Source organism: Hydrogenophaga sp. L76 (assembly GCF_057654755.1).
This window is the reverse complement of the sequence record NZ_CM172807.1, coordinates 2,018,925-2,043,339: the sequence shown is the minus strand read 5'-3', so window position 1 is coordinate 2,043,339 and position 24,415 is coordinate 2,018,925. Positions and strand designations below refer to the sequence as shown.

At 65.6% G+C, this 24,415-nt stretch carries 20 protein-coding genes; 16 read left to right on the top strand and 4 right to left on the bottom strand.

Annotated features, from left to right (window positions below; genetic code table 11):
• Nucleotides 1–90 precede the first annotated feature (90 nt).
• The 7 genes from AC23D4_RS09735 to AC23D4_RS09705 all read left to right on the top strand — a co-directional run bounded on the left by AC23D4_RS09735 (nucleotide 91) and on the right by AC23D4_RS09705 (nucleotide 8,172).
• A complete protein-coding gene (locus tag AC23D4_RS09735; protein ID WP_472888406.1) occupies nucleotides 91–1,152 on the top strand; it encodes a Rieske 2Fe-2S domain-containing protein in 1,062 nt (353 codons plus the stop codon).
• A gap of 72 nt (nucleotides 1,153–1,224) precedes the next feature.
• Entirely contained in the window at nucleotides 1,225–2,262 is a 1,038-nt protein-coding gene (locus tag AC23D4_RS09730) for an adenosine deaminase (RefSeq protein WP_472888405.1), read from the top strand.
• A gap of 100 nt (nucleotides 2,263–2,362) precedes the next feature.
• Entirely contained in the window at nucleotides 2,363–3,466 is a 1,104-nt protein-coding gene (locus tag AC23D4_RS09725) for a BMP family ABC transporter substrate-binding protein (protein WP_472888404.1), read from the top strand.
• 97 nt (nucleotides 3,467–3,563) lie between these two features.
• Complete coding sequence (gene guaD, locus AC23D4_RS09720; RefSeq protein WP_472888403.1) at nucleotides 3,564–4,838, top strand: guanine deaminase; 1,275 nt, start codon at nucleotides 3,564–3,566, stop codon at nucleotides 4,836–4,838.
• Nucleotides 4,839–4,972: 134 nt separating this feature from the next.
• Nucleotides 4,973–5,548 (top strand): dCTP deaminase, encoded by a 576-nt coding sequence (gene dcd, locus AC23D4_RS09715; RefSeq protein ID WP_472888402.1) that lies wholly within the window; start codon nucleotides 4,973–4,975, stop codon nucleotides 5,546–5,548.
• Nucleotides 5,549–5,654: 106 nt separating this feature from the next.
• Nucleotides 5,655–6,554 (top strand): KPN_02809 family neutral zinc metallopeptidase, encoded by a 900-nt coding sequence (gene ypfJ / locus AC23D4_RS09710; RefSeq protein WP_472888401.1) that lies wholly within the window; start codon nucleotides 5,655–5,657, stop codon nucleotides 6,552–6,554.
• 133 nt (nucleotides 6,555–6,687) lie between these two features.
• Nucleotides 6,688–8,172 (top strand): DEAD/DEAH box helicase, encoded by a 1,485-nt coding sequence (locus AC23D4_RS09705; RefSeq protein WP_472888400.1) that lies wholly within the window; start codon nucleotides 6,688–6,690, stop codon nucleotides 8,170–8,172.
• A 5-nt stretch (nucleotides 8,173–8,177) separates the two neighbouring features.
• On the opposite strand, the gene AC23D4_RS09700 is transcribed toward AC23D4_RS09705, so the two are convergent.
• Nucleotides 8,178–9,017, bottom strand: a complete 840-nt coding sequence (locus tag AC23D4_RS09700) for a symmetrical bis(5'-nucleosyl)-tetraphosphatase (RefSeq protein ID WP_472888399.1) — start codon at nucleotides 9,015–9,017, stop codon at nucleotides 8,178–8,180.
• A gap of 9 nt (nucleotides 9,018–9,026) precedes the next feature.
• Between AC23D4_RS09700 and AC23D4_RS09695 the strand changes: the two genes are divergently transcribed.
• A complete protein-coding gene (locus tag AC23D4_RS09695) occupies nucleotides 9,027–10,325 on the top strand; it encodes a hemolysin family protein (protein WP_472888398.1) in 1,299 nt (432 codons plus the stop codon).
• Between the two features lie 16 nt (nucleotides 10,326–10,341).
• Here AC23D4_RS09695 and AC23D4_RS09690 read toward each other — a convergent pair whose 3' ends face one another.
• Nucleotides 10,342–11,250: a LysR family transcriptional regulator gene (locus AC23D4_RS09690; RefSeq protein ID WP_472888397.1), complete on the bottom strand. Its 909-nt coding sequence runs from the start codon at nucleotides 11,248–11,250 to the stop codon at nucleotides 10,342–10,344.
• Between the two features lie 183 nt (nucleotides 11,251–11,433).
• On the opposite strand from AC23D4_RS09690, the gene AC23D4_RS09685 reads away from it, so the two are divergent.
• The 5 genes from AC23D4_RS09685 (at nucleotide 11,434) to AC23D4_RS09665 (ending at nucleotide 17,131) form a co-directional block, all read left to right on the top strand.
• The gene (locus AC23D4_RS09685; protein ID WP_472888396.1) at nucleotides 11,434–12,855 is read left to right on the top strand and encodes a form I ribulose bisphosphate carboxylase large subunit; all 1,422 of its coding nucleotides are present in this window, start codon (nucleotides 11,434–11,436) and stop codon (nucleotides 12,853–12,855) included.
• Between the two features lie 132 nt (nucleotides 12,856–12,987).
• The gene (locus tag AC23D4_RS09680; protein WP_472888395.1) at nucleotides 12,988–13,341 is read left to right on the top strand and encodes a ribulose bisphosphate carboxylase small subunit; all 354 of its coding nucleotides are present in this window, start codon (nucleotides 12,988–12,990) and stop codon (nucleotides 13,339–13,341) included.
• A gap of 289 nt (nucleotides 13,342–13,630) precedes the next feature.
• Nucleotides 13,631–14,434: a CbbQ/NirQ/NorQ/GpvN family protein gene (locus AC23D4_RS09675; protein ID WP_472888394.1), complete on the top strand. Its 804-nt coding sequence runs from the start codon at nucleotides 13,631–13,633 to the stop codon at nucleotides 14,432–14,434.
• Between the two features lie 7 nt (nucleotides 14,435–14,441).
• Nucleotides 14,442–16,799 carry a nitric oxide reductase activation protein NorD gene (locus AC23D4_RS09670; protein WP_472888393.1) on the top strand — a complete coding sequence of 786 codons (2,358 nt, stop codon included), beginning with the start codon at nucleotides 14,442–14,444 and terminating at the stop codon, nucleotides 16,797–16,799.
• Nucleotides 16,800–16,813: 14 nt separating this feature from the next.
• On the top strand, nucleotides 16,814–17,131 hold the full coding sequence (locus AC23D4_RS09665) for a hypothetical protein (RefSeq protein WP_472888392.1): 318 nt from the start codon (nucleotides 16,814–16,816) through the stop codon (nucleotides 17,129–17,131).
• Nucleotides 17,132–17,238: 107 nt separating this feature from the next.
• On the opposite strand, the gene AC23D4_RS09660 is transcribed toward AC23D4_RS09665, so the two are convergent.
• Nucleotides 17,239–18,192, bottom strand: coding sequence for a LysR family transcriptional regulator (locus AC23D4_RS09660; RefSeq protein WP_472888391.1), 954 nt, complete (start codon nucleotides 18,190–18,192; stop codon nucleotides 17,239–17,241).
• 114 nt (nucleotides 18,193–18,306) lie between these two features.
• Between AC23D4_RS09660 and AC23D4_RS09655 the strand changes: the two genes are divergently transcribed.
• The 3 genes from AC23D4_RS09655 (at nucleotide 18,307) to AC23D4_RS09645 (ending at nucleotide 23,153) form a co-directional block, all read left to right on the top strand.
• On the top strand, nucleotides 18,307–19,686 hold the full coding sequence (locus AC23D4_RS09655) for a ribulose-bisphosphate carboxylase (RefSeq protein ID WP_472888390.1): 1,380 nt from the start codon (nucleotides 18,307–18,309) through the stop codon (nucleotides 19,684–19,686).
• Nucleotides 19,687–20,041: 355 nt separating this feature from the next.
• Nucleotides 20,042–20,845, top strand: a complete 804-nt coding sequence (locus AC23D4_RS09650) for a CbbQ/NirQ/NorQ/GpvN family protein (protein WP_472888389.1) — start codon at nucleotides 20,042–20,044, stop codon at nucleotides 20,843–20,845.
• A gap of 16 nt (nucleotides 20,846–20,861) precedes the next feature.
• Complete coding sequence (locus tag AC23D4_RS09645) at nucleotides 20,862–23,153, top strand: nitric oxide reductase activation protein NorD (protein WP_472888388.1); 2,292 nt, start codon at nucleotides 20,862–20,864, stop codon at nucleotides 23,151–23,153.
• Nucleotides 23,154–23,165: 12 nt separating this feature from the next.
• On the opposite strand, the gene AC23D4_RS09640 is transcribed toward AC23D4_RS09645, so the two are convergent.
• On the bottom strand, nucleotides 23,166–24,266 hold the full coding sequence (locus AC23D4_RS09640) for an ornithine cyclodeaminase (protein ID WP_472888387.1): 1,101 nt from the start codon (nucleotides 24,264–24,266) through the stop codon (nucleotides 23,166–23,168).
• Nucleotides 24,267–24,415 lie beyond the last annotated feature (149 nt).

Sequence of the window (24,415 nt, the reverse complement as noted above, 5' to 3'; positions counted from 1 at the left end):
CACCGCATCCTGGGGCGAAGACACGCGCGCCGGAGACCATCGCCGCTGCCTTTTTTGCAGCGGCGATTTGCTTTTTGAAGGATCACACCCATGATCGAGACACAACTCTGGCATCCGGTGACCGCGTCGCACATGGTGCGCGATGCGCCGGTGGCGGTGGAGCTGCTGGGCAAGCCCCTGGTGCTCTGGCGCGAGCCGGGACACGAGGGCGCACACGGTGTGGTGCACGCCTGGTCCGACCGCTGTCCCCACCGCGGTGCACGCCTGTCGCTCGGTCGCGTGCTGAACCACCTGCATGGCGCGCGGCTGGAGTGCCCGTACCACGGCTGGCAGTTCGGTGGCGACACCGCGGCCCATCAGGCGGTGGTGCCGGTGGCCGTGGGGCGTTGTGTGCATGTGCCGGCGGCACCGGTGTTTGAGCCGCCCGCGTCCCATTGCGCTACCGTGTTTGAGGCGGTCGAGCGCCACGGGCTGGTGTGGGTGCGCCTGGAGCGGCCCGACCGCACCCGCGTGCCAACGGCCCTGACGGAACCGCCCGCGTTCGAGCCCTGGAGCGATCCGCTCTGGCGCCAGGTGCTGTGCGGTCCCTACGAGGTGGCCACCAGCGCGCCACGCCTGGTCGAGAACTTCCTGGACCTGAGCCATTTCGGTTTTGTGCACGAGGGCTGGCTCGGTGAGCGCAGCCATGCGCAGGTGGAAACGGGCCGGGTGGAAGAGGGCGCCGAGGGTCTGTTGGCCAGCGACTGCAAGGCCTGGCAGCCGCGTGCCTACGCGGGCGCCAGCGAAGGTGGCTTCATCACCTACCGCTACACGGTCCCGCACCCGTTTGCCGCGGTGCTGCGCAAGGACGCGGTCGAGGGCGATCCGGTGAGCAACGCGATCGCGCTGTTCATCCGGCCCGATTCGGCGACGGGCTGCACCGCCTGGTTTGCCATGGCCGCGCTGGGCGACCTGTCGGACGACGAGGAACTGCGTGCTTTCCAGGACGCCGTGTTCGCCCAGGACCGCCCCATCGTCGAATCCCAGGTGCCGAAGACGCTGCCGATCGGCCAGGACGGACCGATCAACGAGGTGCACAGCCCGGCCGACCGCATGTCCAGCGCCTACCGGCGCTACCTGGCCCGGGTGGGTGTGTCTTTGGGCGTGTGTTGAGGCGCGACCCCATGCCGGGTCTGTGGGTATCGACAGCCTGTAAATTCCAGTTCGACAGCAAGGAGCACCGTCATGAAGAACCCCGCCATTGAACGCGCCGTGGCCCTGGCCCGGGTGATCCCGAAGGCCGAGCTGCACATCCACATCGAGGGTTCACTGGAGCCCGAGCTCATCTTTGCGCTGGCGCAGCGCAACGGCGTGCAGCTGCCCTATGCCGATGTCGAAGCCCTGCGCGCGGCCTACGCCTTCACCGACCTGCAGAGCTTCCTGGACATCTACTACGCGGGTGCCAGCGTGCTGCTGCAGGAGGCCGATTTCTACGACATGGCCTGGGCCTATTTCGAGCGCGCCAAGGCCGATCACGTGATTCACACCGAGATCTTTTTTGACCCGCAGACGCACACCGCGCGGGGCGTCCCCATGGCGACGGTGGTCCAGGGCCTGTCACGCGCCTGCGCCGACGCGCAGAGCAAGCTGGGCATCAGCTCGGCGCTGATCCTGTGTTTCCTGCGCCACCTGAGCGAAGCCGAAGCCTTCGCCACGCTGGAAGCCGCTCTGCCGTACCGCGAACACTTCATCGGCGTGGGGCTGGATTCCAGCGAGGTGGACCATCCGCCCGAGAAGTTTGTGCGCGTGTTCGCGCGTTGCCGGGAACTGGGTTTGCGCATCGTCGCGCACGCGGGCGAAGAAGGACCACCCGAGTACATCTGGGAAGCGCTGGAGCTGTTGCAGGCCGAACGCATCGACCACGGCGTGCGCTGCCTGGAGGACCCGGTGCTGGTGGCCGAACTGGCGAAGCGCCGCACGCCGCTGACCGTGTGTCCGCTGTCCAACCTGAAACTCTGCGTGGTGGACGACCTGGCCGACCACCCGATGAAACAGCTGCTCGACTCGGGCCTGTGCGCCACCGTCAATTCGGACGATCCGGCCTATTTCGGCGGCTACCTCAACGCGAACTTCGAACAGACCGTGCGCGCCCTGGCGCTGACGGAGGCCGACGTGATCAAGCTGGCGAAAAACAGTTTTGAAGCGAGCTTCGTCAGTGAGGCACAGCGGGCCGCGATGGTTGACGCGCTGGACCGTTCGGTCGGCCTGGCCGCACTCGCCTGAACGGGCGGCATCAACGCCCCACGGTACAATCTGCCCCCTGCGAGCCGGTGCTTCCCCGGCTCGCTTTTTTTGTCCTTCGGAAGCCATGTAGAGGAACACCATGTACAAAAACCTCGTGGCCCGGCGCGCCTGCGCCCTGGCGGTCACCAGCTTTTTCTTTTCTTTTCCCTTCTCCGCACAAGCCCAGACGGCGCCCGTCGCTCCACCGGTCAAAGCCGCGTTCGTCTACGTCGCGCCGCTGACCGACGCCGGCTGGGTGCGCCAGCACGACCAGGGCCGCAAGGCCGTGGAAGCGGCGCTGTCCGGCAAGGTGCAGACCACGTTCGTGGAAAACGTGGCCGAAGGCCCGGACGCCGAGCGCGTGATCCGCGACCTCGCGCAGCAGGGGCACCAGATCATCTTCACGCCCAGCTTCGGCTACATGGAGCCCACGCTGAAGGTGGCGCGTGAATTTCCGAACGTGAAGTTCGAGTCGGTCACGGGTTACAAGACCGCGCCCAACGTGGCCACGTCCAATGCGCGTTATTACGAAGGCCGTTACCTGGCCGGTGTGGCGGCCGGGCGTTTGGCCACGCAGGCCGGCTACGTGGCCGGTTTCCCGATTCCCGAGGTGGTGCAGGGCATCAACGCCTTCACGCTCGGCATGCGTTCGGTGAACCCGGCGGCCACGGTGCGCGTGGTGTTCCTGGGCGAGTGGTTCAACCCGCCGCGCGAGCGCGAGGCGGCCATGACGCTGATGAACCAGGGCGCCGAGGTGCTGGCTTTCCACACCGGCTCCACCGCCGTGATGACGGCGGCGCAGGAGCGCGGCAAGCTCGCCGTGGCCTACCACTCGGACATGCGCAAGGTCGCGCCCGACGCGCAGGTGGTGGCGGTGACCCACCTCTGGGGCGACTACTACACCCGCCGCGTCAAGGCCGTGCTGGACGGCAGCTGGAAGAGTGGCAGCGTCTGGGGCGGCGTGAAGGACGGCATGATCCGCGTCGACGGGTTTGGCAGCAAGGTGCCCGCCGCCGTGCAGGCGGAGGTGCTGGCGCGCCAGGCCGACATGGCCGCGGGCCGGCTGCAACCGTTTGCCACGAAGGCCGACGTGCGGAACAACGAAGGCCAGGTGGTGATGGCCGCCGGCCAGTCGCTCAGCGACGCCGAGATCCTGAACATGAACTGGCTGGTCGAGGGCGTGGTGGGCAAACTGGCGCGCTGAAGGCGGGGTGCGACCGGTGGGCTGTGTGACGTTCGTCATGGGGTTATCTGTCCCGCCGTATGCCGCAGGCGGGCGGTGCCGGTAAGCTTCAGACTGCATGAAAGCCTACCGAGCCGCCCTTCTTCGTTTCTCCGACGACCACACCCCCCTCTACGAATCCGATGGCCTGCTCGTGGTCGGCCCCGACGCGAACGGGCGCCGGGTCGTGCGGGCGGTGGGATCCTATGACGCGCTGGTGGACCGCTTTCCCGGCGTGGCTGTGGAAGACCTGCGCGGCCGCCTGATCGCACCGGGCTTCGTGGACATGCACGTCCACTACCCGCAGACCGACGTGATCGGTGCACCCGCCGCGGGCCTGCTGCCCTGGCTGGAAAACTACACCTTCCCGCACGAATCGCGCTTCAGCAACGAAGACCATGCACGCGAGGTGGCGGGCTTTTTCTTTGACGAATTGCAGCGCCATGGCGTCACCACGGCCTTGACCTTCGCCACCTCGCACCCGCAGTCGGTGGACGCGGCGTTCAAGGAGGCCCAGGCGCGCGGCCTGCGTTTCATCACCGGCAAGGTGCTGCAGGACCGCCACAGCCCCGATGGTGTGCGCGATGACACCGAACAGAGCCTGATCGACACCGAGAACCTGATCCAGCGCTGGCACGGCGTGGACCGCCTGGGTTACGCCATCACACCGCGTTTTGCGCCCACCAGCACACCCGCCCAGCTGCGAGGCGCCGGCGAGCTGGCGGCGAAATACACCGGCGTGTGGATCCAGTCGCACGTGGCCGAAAACCTCGACGAAGTGAAGTGGGCGGCCGAGCTGTTCCCGGACGCGCGCAGCTACCTCGGCGTTTATGGCGACCACGGCCTGCTGCGCGAGCGCGCGGTGTACGCCCACTGCATCCACCTCGATGCGGACGACCGGGCGCTCATGCGCGAAACCGGTGCCGCAGCGGCCGTGAGCCCCACCAGCAACCTGTTCCTGGGCAGTGGATTCTTTGACTTCGCCGCGGCCGACGCCGCCGGCATGCGCTACGGCCTGGCCAGCGACGTGGGCGGCGGCACCAGCTTTTCGCCTTTCCACACCATGCTCGCAGCGTATTACGTGGGCCGCGAAGGCCAGAGCAAGACAGGCCTGAGCCTCACGCCAGGCCAGCTCTGGTGGCAACACACGGCGGGTGCGGCGCAGGCGCTGGGGCTGGACGGCGTGGTGGGCAACCTGCAACCCGGCTGTGAGGCCGACTTCGTCGTGCTCAACCCGCAGGCCACGCCGCTGCTGGCGCGCAAGACCGCGCAGGCCAGCAGCCTGGACGAACTGCTGTTCGCGCTGATCGTGCTGGGCGATGACCGGGTGGTGGAGCGAACGCACACGGCCTGAAGACCGCGCGCCCCACGCTCCGCCGCTGCGCGGGTTGCAGCCGCTTATGGGGGCTGATCTGGCTGGGGGCGGCCCGGCGCCAGATCGTTGGGTGGTCCTGAGTGCCTACAATCCGGGGCAACCGGAGCAAATACATGAGCATCAAGAGCGACAGATGGATCCGCCGCATGGCCGAGCAACACGGCATGATCGAGCCCTTCGAACCGGGCCAGATCCGGCAGAACGCCGCCGGCGAAAAGATCGTGAGCTACGGCACCAGCAGCTACGGCTACGACATCCGCTGCGCGCCCGAATTCAAGGTCTTCACCAACATCCACAGCACGGTGGTGGATCCGAAGAACTTCGACGAAAACAGCTTTGTGGACATCAACAAGGATGTCTGCGTCATCCCGCCCAACAGCTTCGCGCTGGCGCGCACCCTGGAGTATTTCCGCATCCCGCGCAATGTGCTGACCATCTGCCTGGGCAAAAGCACCTACGCGCGCTGCGGCATCATCGTCAATGTGACGCCGTTCGAGCCCGAGTGGGAAGGATATGTGACGCTGGAGTTCAGCAACACCACGCCGCTGCCCGCCAAGATCTACGCCGGTGAAGGCTGTGCCCAGGTGCTGTTCTTCGAGAGCGACAAGGACGACGTCTGCGAGACCAGCTACAAGGACCGCGGCGGCAAATACCAGGGCCAGGTGGGTGTGACGCTGCCCAAGACCTGAAATCGCCACACCGATCGCAACGGAAGCGCTGCCCCCGGCAGCGCTTTTTGTTTGGAGCTTTGCATAATGGGTCTGGCTGTGTCGCCAGACCCGAGGAGAACGCACCATGAAATGGGGAAACAACCGCCAGTCGGACCAGGTTGAAGACCGTCGCTCCTCATCGGGGGGCGGCATGTTTGGCGGTGGAGGTCGGCGCTCCGGCGGACGCAACGTCGGCCTGGGCACCATCGTGATCGCGCTGATCGGCGGCTGGATCTTCGGCATCAACCCGATGACCATCCTGAGCTTCCTGGGCGGTGCGGGCGACCTCGCACCATCACAGACGCAGAATGCGCCGGCATCGGCCCCGGCGGGCAAACCGACCGATGAAATGGGCCAGTTCGTGGCCGCCGTGCTGGGCGGCACCGAAGATGTGTGGATGACGGTTTTCCAGCAGAGCGGCTCGCAGTACCAGAAACCGCGCCTGGTGCTGTTCCGTGGCGCCGTGCCCACGGCCTGCGGCACCGGCCAGTCGGCCATGGGCCCGTTTTATTGCCCGGGTGACCAGAAAGTCTACATCGACCTGAGCTTCTACGAGACGCTGCGCAGCCAGCTCGGCGCGCCCGGCGACTTTGCCCAGGCCTACGTGATCGCGCACGAGGTGGGCCACCATGTGCAGAACCTGATGGGCCTGACCCAGCAGATGGAACAGTCCCGGCAGCGCGTGAGCGAGCGTGAATACAACGCGCTGTCCGTGCGCCTGGAATTGCAGGCCGACTGCTTTGCCGGCATCTGGGCGCACCACAACCACAAGACCAACGCCATCCTGGAGCCGGGCGACGTGGAAGAGGCGCTGAACGCGGCCGCGGCCATCGGTGACGACGCCATCCAGCGCAAGAGCCAGGGACAGGTGGTGCCCGACAGCTTCACCCACGGCACCAGCGAACAGCGCCAGCGCTGGTTCCACAAAGGGCTGGAAACCGGCAGCGTCAAGGCCTGCGACACATTCAACGCGCGGCAGATCTGACGCCTGCCTGCGGGTGGCGTCTGGCGGGTGCCACCCGGGACTTCGCCGTCTGCGCTGGGTGAAAAGCGCTCAAAGTGCGACAATATCAGGCTAAAGCCCTGCCAGCGCGCATGGACACGCAACGCGCATTGAAATGACCCTATCCTTCTCCCAACTCTCTCTCTCTCCTTCGCTGGAGCGCGCCGTGGCCGAAATGGGCTACGAGAACATGACGCCGATCCAGGCACAGGCCATCCCCGTGGTGCTGCAGGGACGTGACGTGATGGGTGCCGCCCAGACCGGTACCGGCAAGACCGCCGCCTTCACGCTGCCCCTGCTGCAGCGCATGATGAAGCACGACAACACGTCTACCTCGCCCGCGCGCCACCCGGTGCGCGCCTTGGTGCTGTTGCCCACGCGCGAGCTCGCCGACCAGGTGGCCGAGCAGGTCAAGCTCTACGCCAAGTACACCAACCTGCGCAGCACCGTGGTGTTCGGTGGCATGGACATGAAGCCGCAGACCGCCGAGCTGAAAAAGGGTGTCGAGGTGCTGGTGGCCACGCCGGGTCGTCTGCTGGACCACATCGAGGCCAAGAACTGCGTGCTCAACCAGGTCGAATACGTGGTGCTCGATGAGGCCGACCGCATGCTCGACATCGGCTTCCTGCCCGACCTGCAGCGCATCCTGTCTTTCCTGCCCAAGCAGCGCACCACGCTGCTGTTCTCGGCCACGTTCTCGACCGAGATCAAGCGCCTGGCCAACAGCTACCTGCAGGATCCGGTGACCATCGAGGTCGCCCGCTCCAACGCGACAGCTTCCACGGTGGAGCAACATTTCTACCGGGTCGACGACGACGACAAGCGCGGTGTGCTCAAGAAGATCCTGGCCGAGCGAGGTCTCAAGCAGGCCTTCGTGTTCGTCAACAGCAAGCTCGGATGTGCCCGCCTGGCGCGTTCGCTGGAGCGCGAAGGCCTGAACACCACGGCCCTGCACGGCGACAAGAGCCAGGACGAGCGCCTGAAGGCGCTCGAAGCCTTCAAGAGCGGCGCGGTCGACCTGCTGGTGTGTACCGATGTGGCCGCACGCGGCCTTGACATCAAGGACGTGCCGGCGGTCTTCAACTTCGACATCCCGTTCAACGCCGAAGATTATGTGCACCGCATCGGCCGCACCGGCCGCGCGGGCGCGTCGGGTCTGGCGGTGTCGTTTGTCAGCGCGCGCGACACGCGCCTGATGGGCGATCTGGAAAAACTGCTGGGCAAGAAGCTCGAACTCGAAGCGCTGGAGCTGGAGGCCGACAAACGACCGGCCGGCCACTTCAACGACGGCCAGCGTGCCTGGCAGCAGCCCGAAGAGGCCCGCGAACAACGCGAGATCCGCGAGAGCCGTGGCGCGCGTCCCGAGCGCGAGGCGCGTGCGCCGTCCAGCCGCCCGGTGCGCGCACCCCGTGCGCCCGCCGATCCCCTGTTCGACAAGCCTTACGAGCCCAGCCTGGCCGCCGAGGCCACGCCGTCCTGGGAATCCGCGCAGAAGCCGGCCAGCCGCCTGTCGCCCAACATCAAGACCCGCAAGAAGGTGCCGGCGCTGTTCAAGAGCGCGCCGGTGGCCCCTGTGACCCCTGTGACCGACAACAGCTGAATCAATCAGCCCTTGCCCGGTTGGCGGGTCTGCGGGCAGCGCACGGCGATGCGTTCGACCTCGCCCGGTTGCGCCCCCAGCCGCGCGGCCGTCAGGCAGCCCCCCCACACACAACCCGTGTCCAGTGCCAGCACACCCGGGCGCTGCATGTCGGCGTCCAGCGTGGACCAGTGGCCGAACGCCACCGGCGTGCCTTCGGTGCGCCGTCCCGGTACCTCGAACCACGGCATGAAGCCCGCCGGTGCGCTGTCCGCGCTGTCCTTGGTGTCGAATTCCATCACGCCCTGCGGCGAACAGAAACGCAGCCGCGTGAGCGCATTGACAATCACGCGCAGCCGCGCGGCGCCGCGCAGGCCGTCGCTCCAGAAGTCGGGCTGGTTGCCGTACATCCCGTGCAGGAAAACGCCCCAGTCCGCGCTGCGCAGTGCCGCTTCCAGCTCGCCCGCCAGCGCCAGGGTCTGCGCGGTGTCCCATTGCGGCAGCACGCCTGCGTGCACCATCAGCCAGCCGTGGGCCTGCAGCGCCATGGAGCGCGTGCGCAGCCAGTCCAGCAGGTCGTCGCGGTCGGGGGCGTTCAGGATGTCGGCCACGGTATCGCTGCGGTGCGGCTTGCGCACGCCGTGCGCCACGGCGAGCAGGTGCAGGTCGTGGTTGCCCAGCAGGCAATGCGCCGCCCCTTCGAGCGCCATCAAGCGGCGCAACACCGCCAGCGACGCCGGACCGCGATTGACCAGGTCGCCCAGCAGGTACAGCGTGTCGCGGCTGGGTGAAAAACCGATCTCGTCCATCAGACGTCCGAGGGCCTCGTCGCAGCCCTGCACGTCGCCAATCATGTAAAGTGCCATGCGCCCATTATGGATACCCTCTTAATCATCTTTCTCACCCTGCTCAATGGCGCCTTTGCCATGTCGGAACTGGCACTGGCGTCCAGTCGCAAGGCCCGGCTGTCGGCCATGGCGGAAGCTGGTGACAAGGGCGCTGAGACCGCTCTGAAGCTGCTCGAAGACCCCACGCAGTTCCTCTCTTCGGTGCAGGTGGGCATCACCTCCATCGGCATGCTCAACGGTATCGTCGGTGAAGCCGCATTCAGCGGTGACCTGGCGGCCAGGCTGCAGGGTCTGGGGCTGACCGAGGCCACGGCCAGCGTGAGCGCCACCGCGGTGGTGGTGGTGGTGATCACCTTCATCACCATCGTGTTCGGCGAACTGGTGCCCAAGCGGATCGGTCAGCTCTACCCGGAAACGGTCTCGCGCTGGGTTTCGAGGCCCATGGCCTGGGTGGCGAAAATCGCGCGCCCCTTCGTGCTGCTGCTGTCGGTGACCACGCAGGGCACGCTCAAGCTGCTGCGCGTCGATACCAACGCCGTACAGCACGTGACCGAAGAAGAAATCAACGCCAGCCTGGAAGAGGGGGTCGACGCGGGCCTCATCGAGGAGCACGAACACCAGATGGTGCGCAACGTGTTCCTGCTCGACGACCGCCAGCTCACCTCCATCATGGTGCCGCACGCCGACATCGAATGGCTGGATGCGGAAAGCGCCATCGACGAAGCGGTGCAAAAGGCCTGGACCACCGGCCATTCGTGGTACCCGGTCTGCCGCGGCGGGCTCTCCGATGTGGTCGGGGTGATCCACCTGCCCCGCATGCTGGCGCTGCAGGCCGAGGGCAACAACGAGCCGATCATGCGCCACGTGCAACCGGCGGTGTTCGTGCCCGAAACGCTCTCGGGCATGGAGCTGCTGGAGCAGTTCCGCGAGCGCTCCACGCGCATGGTGCTGGTGGTGGACGAATACGGGGTGGTGCAGGGCCTGCTCACACCGCTGGACATGCTCGAAGCCATCACCGGCGAACTCTACCCCCACGAGGCACTGGATGCCTGGGCCACGCAACGCGAGGACGGTAGCTGGCTGGTGGACGGGGCCATGCCGGTGGCTGAACTCAAGGCCCGGCTGGACATCGAGGATTTGCCCGACGAAGACAAGGGCCGCTACAACACCGTGGCCGGGCTGATGCAGACCGTGGCCGGGGAGTTGCTTGCGCAGGGCGACACCGTTGATTGCGCGGGCTGGCGCTTCGAGGTGCTGGTGCTTGACGGCCGCCGCATCGACCAGATCCTCATCACCCCGCTGGAGCCCGCCGAAGACATGGCCTGAGGACCGTCCCGGGTGTTCAGCCGATCGGCTGCGGCCGGTGCTCGAACAGCCAGTCCTTGAACGCCAGCGCCGCGGCCGACAGCCGCTTGCCACGCGGGTAGACCACGTGCCAGCGGCGGATCAGCGGAAAGCCCACCACGTCCAGCAGCACCAGCTCGCCCAGCGCCAGCTCTGAGGTGACCGTGGTGGCCGACAACACCGCCAGACCCAGGCCACCGGCCACGGTCTGCTTGATCGCTTCGTTGCTGCCCACCTCCAGCCGGTTCTTCAGCGTCACGCCATGGCTGGCGAAGAACTTCTCGGCGGTAAGCCGTGTGCCCGAGCCAGGTTCGCGCAGGATGAAAGGTTCGCTGTTCAGGCGGCTGGGAGCGATCTTTTTCTTGCCCGTCAGCGGGTGGTCGGGCGGCGCCACCAGCACCAGCGGGTTGTCTGCAAAAGCCTCGCTGACCACGTCCATTTGCTCGGGTGGTTGTCCCATGATGTAGAGGTCGTCCTCGTTGTTGGCCAGGCGTTGCAGCAGCTTTTCGCGGTTGCCCACCAGCATGGCCACTTCGATGCCCGGGTGCGCCGCGCAGAAGCCGCCCAACAGCTTGGGCACGGTGTATTTCACCGTGGTGAGGATCGCGAGTTTCAGGCTGCCACGTTCCACACCTTGCAGAGCCGCGAGATCTTCGGAGAGGCGTTCCATGCGACTTTGAATGTCTTCACACGCCTCAGCCAATGTCTTGCCGGCGGCCGTGAGGTAGATCTTTTTTCCCAGCTGTTCGAACAGCGGCTGGCCCACCGTTTCCGCCAGTTGCTTGACCTGCAGCGACAGCGTGGGCGGGGAGAGGTGCAAGTCTTCGGCGGCGCGGGCAAAGCTGCTGTGCCGAGCCACAGCGAGAAAGATGCGCAGCTGGTGCAGGGTGGCGTGGCGCAGGTTCATGGGCTTGTCTCTAATGTTTGAGTTTAATAAACCGTAATATTAAAAACATTTTACTTTTATTTATTGATTGTGCAGTCAACAATCCGCACCAGTTCAGAGCAACGGCGCCCCATCTCAGCACACCGGGGCCGCTTTGAGCACCACAGTGAGACGTTTGACCACCCCGAAAAGGAGCAACCCGCAATGGCTACGAAGATCTACAGCGCCGGTGTCAAGGAATACCGCAGCACGTACTGGGAACCCCACTACACCCCCAAGGACACTGACATCCTCGCGTGTTTCAAGATCACGCCGCAGGCCGGCGTGGACCGCGAAGAAGTGGCCGCAGCCGTGGCCGCCGAATCGTCCACCGGCACCTGGACCACGGTCTGGACCGACCTGCTGACCGACCTGGACCACTACAAGGGACGCGCCTACCGCATCGAAGACGTGCCCGGCGACGACACCTGCTTCTACGCCTTCGTGGCCTACCCGATCGACCTGTTCGAAGAAGGCTCCATCGTCAACGTGCTGACCTCGCTGGTGGGCAACGTGTTCGGCTTCAAGGCACTGCGGGCCCTGCGCCTGGAAGACATCCGCTTCCCGATTGCCTATGTCAAGACCTGCGGCGGTCCTCCGGCCGGTATCCAGGTCGAACGCGACCGTTTCAACAAGTACGGTCGCCCGCTGCTGGGTTGCACCATCAAACCCAAGCTGGGCCTCTCGGCCAAAAACTACGGCCGTGCGGTGTACGAGTGCCTGCGCGGTGGTCTGGACCTGACCAAGGACGACGAGAACGTCAACAGCCAGCCGTTCATGCGTTGGCGTGATCGTTTCGAATTCGTGGTCGAAGCCTGCCAGAAGGCCGAGCGCGAAACCGGCGAGCGCAAGGGTCACTACCTGAACGTGACCTCACCGACGGTGGAAGAGATGTTCAAGCGCGCCGAGTTCGCCAAGGAACTGGGCGCTCCGATCATCATGCACGACTTCCTCACCGGCGGCTTCACCGCCAACACGAGCCTGGCCAACTGGTGCCGTGACAACGGCATGCTGCTGCACATCCACCGTGCCATGCACGCCGTGCTGGACCGCAACCCGCACCACGGCATCCACTTCCGCGTGCTCAGCAAGTGCCTGCGCCTGTCGGGTGGTGACCACCTGCACTCCGGCACCGTGGTGGGCAAGCTCGAAGGCGACCGCGAAGCCACGCTGGGCTGGATCGACATCATGCGCGACTCGTTCATCAAGGAAGACCGCAGCCGCGGCATCTTTTTCGACCAGGACTTCGGTTCGATGCCGGGCATGTTCCCGGTCGCCTCGGGCGGCATCCACGTGTGGCACATGCCCGCGCTGGTCAACATCTTCGGCGACGACTCCTGCCTGCAGTTCGGTGGCGGAACGCTGGGTCACCCCTGGGGCAATGCGGCGGGCGCCTGTGCCAACCGCGTGGCGGTCGAGGCCTGCGTCAAGGCCCGCAACGAAGGCGTGGCGGTGGAAAAAGAGGGCAAGACCGTGCTGATGGATGCCGCCAAGCACTCGCCCGAACTCAAGATCGCCATGGAAACCTGGAAAGAGATCAAGTTCGAGTTCGACACAGTGGACAAGCTCGACGTGGCGCACAAGTGAGCCTGTCGATTTCGATCCATGACTTTGTCGCAAAGCCTTGCCGTGCCTTCAGCACTGTCTGCGGCTTTGCTTCGCGTCCTGAATCGAACTTGACAGGTTCGGACGCAGCGCTATTTTTTAAAGGAACCCATCATGAGCATGCAAGACTACACCTCACGACTCTCCGACCCTGCCAGCCGCAAGTTCGAGACCTTTTCCTACCTGCCGGCCATGACCGATGCGGATATCCGCAAACAGGTCGAGTACCTGGTGAAAAAGGGCTGGAACCCCGCGATCGAACACACCGAGCCGCAGTACCTGATGGACTCCTACTGGTACATGTGGAAGTTGCCGATGTTCGGTGAGACCGACGTGGACAAGGTGCTGGCCGAAGCCGCAGCCTGCCGCAAGGCCAACCCGGACAACCATGTGCGCCTGATCGGCTACAACAACTTCTCGCAGTCGCAGGGCACCTCGATGGTGATCTATCGCGGGAAAACGGTGTAGCTGTTGATCCCCCCGCGCCGCCTGCGGCGTCACCCCCCAGGGGGCGATGCCTGTGGCCCGGCGAAGCCGGTTCCACGGCATCTCTGGTTACTGCACGCGCTCCGGACGTTTGGTTGGAATTTCTTCTCAACTGATCGCCCGTGAGCGTGGTGCGGTGTGGCCGACGCAGTGAGGTAAAGGAGGAGCCGGCCGCAGGCCGGCGGGGGACACGAACGGAGTTGGCCGCGCCGCAGCACGCGGTGCAGGCCAACGCCAATGGACAACGAGTGCAAGGTCTGTGGAGACGAACATGAGCGAAACACTAGACGCCTACCGCGTCGCACAGCAACCCTATTACCGCCCGGTGGCCGATGAGGTCGAACTGTACGAGGCTGCGTACTCGGTGCGCATGCCCATGATGCTCAAGGGCCCCACCGGCTGCGGCAAGACACGCTTTGTCGAGTACATGGCGTGGAAGCTGAACAAGCCGCTGATCACCGTGGCCTGCAACGAAGACATGACGGCCAGTGACCTCGTCGGCCGCTTCTTGCTGGACGCCCAGGGCACCCGCTGGCAGGACGGCCCGCTGGCCATGGCCGCGCGCCTGGGCGCCATCTGCTACCTTGACGAAGTCGTTGAGGCGCGGCAAGACACCACCGTGGTGATCCATCCGCTGACCGACAACCGCCGCGTGTTGCCGCTGGAGAAAAAGGGCGAGCTGGTCAAGGCCCACCCGGACTTCCAGATCGTCATCTCCTACAACCCGGGCTACCAGAGTCTGATGAAGGACTTGAAACAGTCCACCAAGCAGCGCTTCGGTGCGCTGGATTTCAACTACCCGGAACACGACATCGAAGCGGAGATCGTGGCCCACGAAACCGGCGAGAGCCTGGACGTGGCGGGCAAGCTGGTCGGCATCGCCGAGCGTGCACGCAACCTCAAGGGCCATGGCCTGGATGAAGGCATCTCCACCCGCATGCTGATTTACGCGGGCAGCCTGATCGCCAAAGGCGTGGCCGCTCAGGCCGCCTGCCGCGTGGCCCTGGTGCGCCCGATCACGGACGACCCGGACATGCGCGACGCGCTGGATGCAGCGGTTTCGACATTCTTCTGATATCGCCATGAGCGTTCACCTGCACGACCACACCGAGTGGACCGACCAGCTGGAGCCGGCTTCGCGCGAGCTGCTGGAGCGCAGCTGGCCCGATGCGACCAAGGTGTTTTCGGCGCGTGGACTGGACAACTACGTGAAGGGCGCCGCCGCGCTGCGCGGTCTGGGCCGTGGCCACGAACTGGTCAACGCCTGGATCGACGGTGCGCCACAGGTGGCGCAGGAGATCGGCGAGGACGTGGTTGGTGAACTGGCCACCACCGCGCTCATGCTTGCGTCCAAGACATCGGGTGCGGTGATCGAACTGGTGCTGGCGACCGCGCCCACCGCCGCACGCCGCCTGGCCGATGGCGCGCTGTTCATGCAGTACCTCCAGTTCCTCAACACCCTGGTGGCGCAGGCGCCGCGCGGGCTGCGGCCCATGCTGGGCCAGCTGGACGCGCTGTTCGGTCAGCTCACGCTCGGCGGCCTGCGGCGCTGGGCTACCTGGGGCGCGCAGGCGCACCGCACGAACTACGAAGAACAGGTCGCGTACTTCGGCCTGCAGTCCAAAGAGTCGCTGGCCATGTTGCAGAAGGAACGCAAGGGCACGCTGCTGGTGGACGTGCAGCGGCGCATCAACATGTACCTGCGCGCGCTCTGGGGGCGCGACTTCTTCATGCGCCCCACGGCGGGCGACTACGAGAGCCGTGAGGGCTACCGTCCCTTCATCGAGGACTATTTCATCCACCTGCCCGACGCGTATGACGCGGTGGAGGGCAACGCCGGCCCGGTGGACGCCACACAGCTCTACCGCGCCGCCGCCGCGCACGCCGCGGCGCACGTGGTGTTCACGCGCCAGCCGATCTCGGCCGAATCGCTGAGCCCGTGGCAGATGGCGTTGATCGGTCTGGTGGAAGACGCGCGGGTCGAGGCGCTCACGCTGGCGCGTTTTCCCGGCATGCGCCCGCTCTGGGCCAACCTGCACACCGCGCAGGCCTCACAGGACAAGACAGCGGGTGACTGGCTCAACCGCCTGGCGCGCGCACTGCTCGACCCGGCCTTTGAAGACGCGCATCCCTGGATCGCCCAGGGCCGTGTGCTGCTGGCCGAAGCGCTGCCGCGCATGCAGGCCGATCCACACGACAACGCCGTGTCGTGGGAGCTGGGCGTGCAGCTGGCGCACAGCTACCGCGAGCTCACGTTGGGGCCCAGCTACCAGCCGCGCACCGATCTGCAAAGCGCGACCTATCGCGACGACAACCGCTACTTCTGGGCCTTTGACGGTTTTGACTTTGAACGTTCCATCGCTGCGGGGTACGAGCCACCGCAGCAGGTGCGCAAGCAGGTCGGTCTGATGGAGTTCGTCAACGAGCTGGAAGTGGAGGGCGCGGGCGACGATGCGCAGGAGGTCTGGGTACTGGGCACCGAGCTCTTCCCGTACGAAGATCTGGGTGTGTCCTTCAACCAAAGCGAAGGCCGCGAGCCGGTGCTGCCGCCGGTGCACTACGGCGAATGGGACCACATGATCCAGCTCGAACGCCCGGCCTGGGCCACGGTGCAGGAACGCCGACCCAAGGTCGGCGACGTGGCGGTGATCGACGGCATCCTCGCCGAGCACCGGCGCCTGATCGGCCGCATGAAGTACATCCTGGACGCGATGCAGCCACAAGGTGTGCAGCGCATCCGCAAGCTCGAAGACGGCGACGACATCGACCTCAACGCGGCGCTCGCGTCGGTGATCGAGATGCGCATGGGCCGCCAGCCCGATCCGCGCATCATGATGCGCAGTGTGCGCAAGACGCGCGACATCTCGGTGCTGGTGCTGCTTGATCTCTCGCAGTCCACCAACGACAAGGTGGCCGGGCAGGACCACACGGTGCTCGAACTCACGCGTTCGGCCTGCGCGCTGCTGGCGGATGCGATCCAGAAAGTGGGTGACCCGTTCGCCATCCACGGCTTCTGCTCCGATGGCCGCCACGACGTGAACTACTGGCGATTCAAGGACTTTGACCAACCCTACGACAGTGTGGCCAAGGCGCGCCTGGCCGGCATGGAAGGGCAGCTCTCCACCCGCATGGGCGCGGCCGTCCGCCACGCCGCGGCGGCGCTGAAGGCGCAGCGCAGCAGCAAAAAGCTGTTGCTGGTCATCACCGACGGTGAACCCGCCGACGTGGACGTGCGCGACCCGCAGTACCTGCGTCACGACACGAAAAAAGCGGTGGAAGAAGCGGGCCGAAACGGCGTCATGACCTACTGCATGAGCCTGGACCCGCGCGCCGACCAGTACGTGCGCCGCATCTTCGGCGAGCGCAACTACCTGGTGGTGGACAAGGTGGAACGCCTGCCCGAGAAGCTGCCGGTCCTGTATGCTGGATTGACCCGATAACCTGGACTCCCACCATGAGCATCATCCAAAGCCGTACGAAAACCTATGCGGGTATCGACAACGAAGAACACAACGGCATGACCATGACCGGGCGCATCATCCGCGACGCCTGGGTCTTCGGCCTGCTGCCCGAGGGCGAGGGTTTTGCCGGCAAGAACGCGGGCGATCTCCAGAACCTGTTCGAGGCCGTGCACAAGGCCTGGGAGCCCTATGGGCAGTTGCCCAGTCGCCTGCCGACCGAGCTGGCCGAGCGCCACGCGCGCATCCACGCCGAAGCGGTGGAACGCGCCAAGGGGATGGGTTGGGATGCCGAGCTGGGCGAAGACGACTGAAGCCGTTTTGCCTTCAGCGCGATCACTTCGTTGCTGAAGTCCTGGCCGTGACAGCACGATCTGTCGCTTTGCGCCTTGAATGCCAATCGGTATGAACCGTATGCGTCTCAAGGCATGGCGGAGCTGGCCTGGGGCAACTTCAGCAGGGGACCGTACTTGGCGGCCAAGTGTCCTTCAGCGTGTTCGAGCATGAAGTAGCGGAAGGCTTCAGCCGCGGGTGAGAGAAGTTTCGCGCGCGTGTGCACGATGTTCCACGCCCGCACCACCGGCGCGCCGCGCACGTCCAGCACCTGGATCAGGCCGTTTTCCAGCTCAAGCCCTATGGTGTGCAGTGACAGGAAGCCCAGGCCCAGCCCGGCCATGACGGCCTGCTTGATGGTTTCGTTGCTGTTGAGCTGCATCTGCAGGCGGGGCTCGACGCGTGCATCGACAAAGAATTTCTCCATCGCGGCGCGCGTGCCGGAGCCGACCTCACGCACGATGAAGTCGTAGGGGCGCAGGTCTTCGACCTCCAGATCGCCTTGCTGGCCCAGCGGGTGTTTGGGTGCGCTCACAAAAACGTGCGGATGCGCAGCGAAGGGCTCGGCCCGCGTGTCCAGTTCTTTGGGCGGACGCCCCATGACGGCGATGTCCACATCGTTGTTCTGCAGCATGCCCACCAGCTGGTCGCGGTTGCCGATGGCCAGCCTCAATTCGACACCGCGGTGCTTGTCGAGGAATTCGCCGAGCAGGCCCATGAGGAAATACTTGGCCGTGCCCACCATGCCCACCGTCAGCACGCCGACTTCGGCACGCTTGAGCCGCGCGGCCACGTCTTCGGCGTCCTTGAGCGAGGCCAGGATCTTGCGCGCGTGAACGAGGATGTACTCGCCCGCAGTGGTCAGGCTGACCTGCCGACCACTGCGCTCAAACAGGGGCATGCCCACACGCTCCTCAAACTCCTTGATCTGCATGGTCACAGCGGGCGGCGTCAGGTGCAGTGCTTCGGCCGCGCGGGCAAAGCTCAACTGCCGCGCCACCTCGTTGAAGACGCGCAATTGGCGGAAGGTGGTGTTTTTCATTAAGGTAAAGCTGAATCGAATGACGACAATATTTGAATTTACCTGATGCTAAAGGTTTTCTAAAGTCCAGTCTTATCTAAAACCTGAACCCCCTGAACCTCAACGGAGACAAGCATGGACCAAAGCGCACGTTACGCCGACCTTAGCCTCAAGGAAGAAGACCTGATCGCCAAAGGGGGACACATCCTCGTGGCCTACAAGATGAAGCCCAAGGCCGGCCACGGCTACCTGGAGGCCGCGGCCCACTTTGCGGCCGAGTCGTCCACCGGCACCAACGTCGAAGTGAGCACCACCGACGACTTCACCAAGGGCGTCGACGCGCTGGTGTACTCCATCGACGAAGCCACGGAAGACATGCGCATCGCGTACCCGATGGACCTGTTCGACCGCAACGTCACCGACGGCCGCATGATGATGGTTTCCATCCTGACGCTGGTGATCGGCAACAACCAGGGCATGGGCGACATCGAGCACGCCAAGATCCACGACATCTACTTCCCCGAGCGCGCCATCCAGCTGTTCGACGGTCCGAGCAAGGACATCTCGGACATGTGGCGCGTGCTGGGTCGCCCGATCAAGGATGGCGGCTACATCGCCGGCACGATCATCAAACCCAAGCTGGGCCTGCGCCCCGAGCCGTTCGCGGCCGCGGCGTATCAGTTCTGGCTGGGTGGCGACTTCATCAAGAACGACGAGCCCCAGGGCAACCAGGTGTTCTGTCCGCTGAAGAAGGTGTTGCCGCTGGTGTACGACGCCATGAAGCGCGCCCAGGACGAAACCGGCGAGGCCAAGCTGTTCTCGATGAACATCACCGCCGATGACCATTACGAAATGCTGGCCCGTGCCGATTTCGCGCTGGAGACCTTCGGCCCCGATGCCGACAAACTGGCCTTCCTGGTGGATGGCTTCGTGGGTGGCCCGGGCATGATCACCACCGCCCGCCGCCAGTACCCAGGCCAGTACCTGCACTACCACCGCGCCGGCCACGGCATGATCACCAGCCCGAGCGCCAAGCGCGGTTACACGGCTTTCGTGCTGGCCAAGATTTCGCGTCTGCAAGGTGCCTCGGGCATCCACGTCGGAACCATGGGCTACGGCAAGATGGAAGGCGAGAACTCGGACAAGAACATCGCCTACATGATCGAGCGCGACGAAGCGCAAGGCCCTGTCTACTACCAGAAGTGGTACGGCATGAAGCCCACCACCCCGATCATCTCGGGCGGCATGAACGCGCTGCGTCTGCCGGGCTTCTTTGAAAACCTGGGTCACGGCAACGTGATCAACACCTCGGGTGGCGGCGCCTACGGTCACATCGATTCGCCCGCTGCCGGTGCGATCTCGTTGCGCCAATCCTACGAGTGCTGGAAGTCGGGCGCCGACCCGATCGCCTACGCCAAGGAGCACAAGGAATTCGCCCGCGCGTTTGCCTCGTTCCCTGGGGACGCCGACAAGCTTTACCCTGGCTGGCGCGAGAAGCTCGGCGTGCACAAGTAACTCCCTCTGTTGTCTGCGAGGGGCTGCTTCGGGATCGGGGCCACTGGGCGCACTGCGACGCTCGTGTCCCCCGGCGGCGTTCCGCCGCCTCCTCCTTTACCTCGCTTTGCAGTACACCCAGCGGCCCCGAGGCCGAAGCAGCTTTGGCGTTCCAACGGTTGCGCGCCAAGAGGTCTGCGGTGAGAGCGCACGGTGCTTGACGCAGCGAAGTAAAGGAGGAGGGGCGGGCGCAGCCCGACCCGGGGGACATGAGCGGAGTTGAGTACCGTGCGCTCTCACCGCGGGTGCGAAGGGTCTTCACAGCGCGAACGAAGCAACGCAACTCCGAACGAACGCATCACGCAGGAGATACAAGATGACCACCGACTACCGCATCGAACAAGAACCCTACTACCAGCCGCAAAGCAACGAGGTTGCGCTGTACGAGGCCGCCTACGTCGCGCGCCTGCCGGTCATGCTCAAAGGCCCCACCGGCTGCGGCAAGTCGCGCTTCGTCGAATACATGGCCTGGAAGCTGCAGCGCCCGCTCATCACCGTGGCCTGCAACGAAGACATGACCGCCTCCGACCTCGTGGGCCGCTACCTGCTCGAAGCCGGCGGCACGCGCTGGCTCGACGGCCCGCTCACCATGGCCGCGCGTTTGGGCGCCATCTGCTACCTCGACGAAATCGTCGAAGCACGCCAGGACACCACCGTCGTGATCCACCCGCTCACCGACCACCGCCGCACCCTGCCGCTGGACAAGAAGGGCGAGCAGGTGCGTGCCCACCCGGACTTCCAGCTCGTCATCTCCTACAACCCCGGCTACCAGAACCTCATGAAGGACCTGAAGCCCTCGACCAAACAGCGCTTCGTCGCGTTCGATTTCGACTACCCGCCGCCCGAGCAGGAAGCGCGCATCGTGGCCAGCGAAACCGGCATCGACGAAGCCCTCGCCGCCCGGCTGGTGAAGATCGCCATCACCGCGCGCAACCTCAAGGGCCACGGTCTGATCGAAGGCATCTCCACCCGCCTGATGGTCTACGCCGCCACGCTCATGAAGGGTGGCGTGGCGCCGCGCGACGCCTGCCGCATGGCGCTGGTGCGGCCCATCACCGACGACGCCGACATCCGCGAGACGCTGGACCACGCCATCGACGCCGTTTTTGACGCCGCTTGAACCCGCGGAGCCCGGCATGACCACCGCCGCCACCGACATGCCCGCTGACCACCTGCAGGCCTGGCGCGCCCGGCTCGACACGCGTTTTCCCGAGGTGGATCCGGTGTTTGAGGCGTGCCTGGTGGATGCGGTGCGCGTGCTCAGTCCCGAGGGGCTGGACGCCTACATCGACTACGCGCGCACACTAGGCAAGCTGGGCCGCGGCGTCGAGCCGATGTTGATCTTTCTGGCCGAGTGGCCGCAGATCGCGCGCTCGCTCGGTGAAGACGCCTTGCCCGCCATCGCGGCCACCATCCACACGCTCTACAAGTCGCCCAACGGCAAGGCCATCACGCCCTTTCTGCAGAGCCTGGCGGCCGTCGCCAGAAGACTGCCTTCGCGTGAGCCGTTCCAGCGTTACCTGAGCCTCTCGCTCGATTTCATGGAGCGCACCACCGGCTCCATCCACGGCCACCACAAGACCTTTGCCAGCCCCGGGCTGCCGCTGTTCTTCGAGCGTGCGCCGCAGCTGCTGGGCCTGCTCAGCGTGGGCGGGCTCAAGCGCTGGGTCGAATACGGCGTGCGCAACTACCACCACCACCCCGAGCGCCAGCGTGACTACTTCAGCCTGCGGTCGGCCGACGCCAAGGCCGTGCTGCAGCGCGAGCGCCGCGGCACGCTGCTGGCCGACCACACGCGCGTGCTCGACCTGTACCTCCAGGCCCTGTGGCAAGAGGAAGCCTTGCTGGTGCCCTACGCCACGGCCCATCTGGGTGACGACAGCGCTTCACTCAGCGCACCGCACCACAGCCAGCCGTATTTCGACGACCTGGGCATCCGCCTGCCCGACGTGTACGAAGACCGCGCGGGCGTGCGCGGCATCGACCGCTACCGCGCCGCGCTCGCCCACATGGCCGGCCACCGCCGCTGGAGCCTGCCGCAGGTGGCCGACAACTGGAGCCCGTTCCAGCGCCTGGCGGTGGAGATGTTTGAAGACGCGCGCATCGACACCCTGCTGCTGCGCGAATACCCTGGCTTGCGCAGCACGCTGCTGCGCCTGCACCCGCGCCCGTTGGAGGGCGCCTGCGACCCGGCCACACACTCGTGCCTGCGCCACCGCCTGGCCATGCTCTCGCGCGCCATGCTCGATGCGCAGCACGGCTACACCGATCCGGACCTGCTTCATTTCCGTCAGCGCTTCCACCAGGCGCTGGCCGCGGGCGAGTCGAGCACACAAGAGATGGCCAGCCTCGCGCTCTTGTGCGTGGCTCGCATCCGCCGCCAGAGCGACCAGCAGCCGAATGTGTATTTCACCGACACCGAGGTGGACTACCGCGACGACAACCGCCACCTGTGGATCTACATCGAGGCCGGTGACGAAGAAGAGAGCTTCGACGACCCTCGGCAACGCGAGACCCCGCCCGACGTGCCCGGCCTGCCGCCGCGCCACTACCCCGAGTGGGACCCGGCCAGCCAGACCTACCGGCCCGACTGGGTGAGCCTCTACGAGCGCCTGCAACCGAGCGGCAACCCCGCCGACATCCACCGCATCCTCGCGCGCCACGCGGCGCTGGCCAAGCAGCTCAAGCGCCTGCTCGATCTGCTCAAACCGCAGGACAAAGTGCGCATCCGTTTCCAGGAAGAGGGCAGCGAGCTCGACCTGGACGTGGCGATCCGCTCCCTGATCGATTTCAAGAGCGGCGCCGCGCCCGACCCGCGCATCAACATGAGCCACCGAACCGACGGGCGCGACATCGCGGTGCTGCTGCTGCTCGACCTGTCGCAGTCATTGAACGAGCCGGCCGCTGGCAGTGAACAGACCGTGCTCGAACTCAGCCGCGAAGCCGTCACCCTGCTGGCCTGGGCCATCGAACAGCTCGGCGATCCCTTCGCCATCGCGGGCTTTCACTCCAACACGCGGCACGACGTGCGCTACCAGCACATCAAGGGTTTCGACGAAGGCTTTGATGAAGACGTGAAGGGGCGCCTGGCGGACATCGAAGCGGGTTGGTCCACCCGCATGGGCGCGGCCCTGCGCCACGCGGGCCACTACCTCGGCGCACGCAAAACGGACAAGAAGCTGCTGCTGATCCTCACCGACGGCCAGCCCAGCGACATCGACACACCCGACGAGCGCACGCTGATCGAAGACGCGCGCGAGGCCGTGCGCGAACTCGGGCAGGACGGTATCTACACCCACTGCATCAGCCTCGACCCCAAGGCCGACGCCTACGTGGGCGACATCTTCGGCGGGCGGCACACCGTGATCGAGAACGTGCAGCGCCTGCCCGAGCGGCTGCCGCAGTTGTTCATGTCGCTCACGCGCTGAAGCGCGCGCCGCTCAGGCGTGTGCGGTGGTGGCGATCTGCGTCAGCCGTTCCGACACCGAAACGGGCGCGGCCAGCATGCCAAACAGATTCTTCGGATCGGCCAGCTGCGGGATCAGCGCGATGCGTTCGCCCATGCCCAGCCGGACCGCACTGTCCATCATGAAACGCAGGGCGGAGAAGTCTTCCAGCGCGAAGCCGACCGAATCGAACACGGTGACCTGCTCTGCGTTGTCGCGGCCGGCGCGTTCGCCGCGCAGCACCTGCCAGAGTTCGGTGACGGCGAAGTCCGCGGGCTGGTGCTGGATCTCGCCTTCGATGCGCGATTGCGGCTCGTATTCCACGAAGACCTTGGCCGCGTCGAGGATGGTGCCGTGCAGCTCGGTCTTGCCCGGGCAGTCGCCGCCCACGGCGTTGAGGTGCATGCCGGGTTGGATCATGTCGGGCGTGAGGATCAAAGCCATGGCTTTGTCGGCGGTGACGGTGGTCACGATGTCGGCACCCTTGACCGCCTCGGCCGTGCTCTGGCACACCGTGATCTCCAGCCCGCTGCCCTGCAGGTTGGCCACCAGCTTGGCGCTGGCGGCGGGGTCCACGTCGTACACGCGCAGTTCTTCGATACCGACCAGGTGCTGGAAGGCCAGGGCCTGGAACTCGCTCTGCGCACCGTTGCCGATCAACGCCATCACGCGGCTGCCGGGGCGCGCCAGTGTCTGGGCGGCCAGCGCCGACATGGCGGCGGTGCGCAGCGCGGTGGTGAGTGTGAGCTCACTCAGGAAGAGCGGGGCGCCGGTGTCCACGTCCGCCAGCACGCCGAAGGCCATCACCGTGGACATGCCGAAACGCGTGTTGCCCGGGTGGCCGTTGACGTATTTGAAGCTGTAGCGGTGGTCATCGGCCACGGGCATGAGTTCGATCACGCCGTCTTTCGAGTGCGCGGCCACGCGGGCGGTTTTGTCGAAATCGGCCCAGCGCAGGAAGTCGGCGCGGATGTGTTGTGCCATGTGCTGCAGGCAGTGCGGCAGGCCGAGGCGGCGGACCAGCTCGGCGGCTTCGGGCGCGCTCAGGTACAGGGTGCCGGTGCCGCGGAATTGGGTGAGTGCGGTGTTCTTCATGGTCGTCTCGTGTTGTGCGGAAAACGGTGCGAACAGAAGTCCGCCAACCGGTCCCCAGAGTTTGCCGGTGGAGCGAGACAATGAAAATCGGCAACAAAGTAGAGAAATGGCAGAAAATCCACCCATTCGGCAACCTTGATTGGCGTTTT

What these genes read in the sequence shown, in the direction of transcription:
- AC23D4_RS09725 (WP_472888404.1), top strand. Translation starts at nt 2,363, where the DNA reads ATGTACAAAAACCTCGTGGCCCGGCGCGCCTGCGCCCTGGCGGTCACC.
- dcd (WP_472888402.1), top strand. Translation starts at nt 4,973, where the DNA reads ATGAGCATCAAGAGCGACAGATGGATCCGCCGCATGGCCGAGCAACAC.
- AC23D4_RS09675 (WP_472888394.1), top strand. Translation starts at nt 13,631, where the DNA reads ATGAGCGAAACACTAGACGCCTACCGCGTCGCACAGCAACCCTATTAC.
- AC23D4_RS09670 (WP_472888393.1), top strand. Translation starts at nt 14,442, where the DNA reads ATGAGCGTTCACCTGCACGACCACACCGAGTGGACCGACCAGCTGGAG.
- guaD (WP_472888403.1), top strand. Translation starts at nt 3,564, where the DNA reads ATGAAAGCCTACCGAGCCGCCCTTCTTCGTTTCTCCGACGACCACACC.
- AC23D4_RS09735 (WP_472888406.1), top strand. Translation starts at nt 91, where the DNA reads ATGATCGAGACACAACTCTGGCATCCGGTGACCGCGTCGCACATGGTG.
- AC23D4_RS09695 (WP_472888398.1), top strand. Translation starts at nt 9,027, where the DNA reads ATGGATACCCTCTTAATCATCTTTCTCACCCTGCTCAATGGCGCCTTT.
- AC23D4_RS09690 (WP_472888397.1), bottom strand. Translation starts at nt 11,250, where the DNA reads ATGAACCTGCGCCACGCCACCCTGCACCAGCTGCGCATCTTTCTCGCT.
- AC23D4_RS09655 (WP_472888390.1), top strand. Translation starts at nt 18,307, where the DNA reads ATGGACCAAAGCGCACGTTACGCCGACCTTAGCCTCAAGGAAGAAGAC.
- AC23D4_RS09680 (WP_472888395.1), top strand. Translation starts at nt 12,988, where the DNA reads ATGAGCATGCAAGACTACACCTCACGACTCTCCGACCCTGCCAGCCGC.
- AC23D4_RS09665 (WP_472888392.1), top strand. Translation starts at nt 16,814, where the DNA reads ATGAGCATCATCCAAAGCCGTACGAAAACCTATGCGGGTATCGACAAC.
- AC23D4_RS09645 (WP_472888388.1), top strand. Translation starts at nt 20,862, where the DNA reads ATGACCACCGCCGCCACCGACATGCCCGCTGACCACCTGCAGGCCTGG.
- AC23D4_RS09640 (WP_472888387.1), bottom strand. Translation starts at nt 24,266, where the DNA reads ATGAAGAACACCGCACTCACCCAATTCCGCGGCACCGGCACCCTGTAC.
- AC23D4_RS09705 (WP_472888400.1), top strand. Translation starts at nt 6,688, where the DNA reads ATGACCCTATCCTTCTCCCAACTCTCTCTCTCTCCTTCGCTGGAGCGC.
- AC23D4_RS09660 (WP_472888391.1), bottom strand. Translation starts at nt 18,192, where the DNA reads ATGAAAAACACCACCTTCCGCCAATTGCGCGTCTTCAACGAGGTGGCG.
- AC23D4_RS09700 (WP_472888399.1), bottom strand. Translation starts at nt 9,017, where the DNA reads ATGGCACTTTACATGATTGGCGACGTGCAGGGCTGCGACGAGGCCCTC.
- AC23D4_RS09650 (WP_472888389.1), top strand. Translation starts at nt 20,042, where the DNA reads ATGACCACCGACTACCGCATCGAACAAGAACCCTACTACCAGCCGCAA.
- AC23D4_RS09685 (WP_472888396.1), top strand. Translation starts at nt 11,434, where the DNA reads ATGGCTACGAAGATCTACAGCGCCGGTGTCAAGGAATACCGCAGCACG.
- AC23D4_RS09730 (WP_472888405.1), top strand. Translation starts at nt 1,225, where the DNA reads ATGAAGAACCCCGCCATTGAACGCGCCGTGGCCCTGGCCCGGGTGATC.
- ypfJ (WP_472888401.1), top strand. Translation starts at nt 5,655, where the DNA reads ATGAAATGGGGAAACAACCGCCAGTCGGACCAGGTTGAAGACCGTCGC.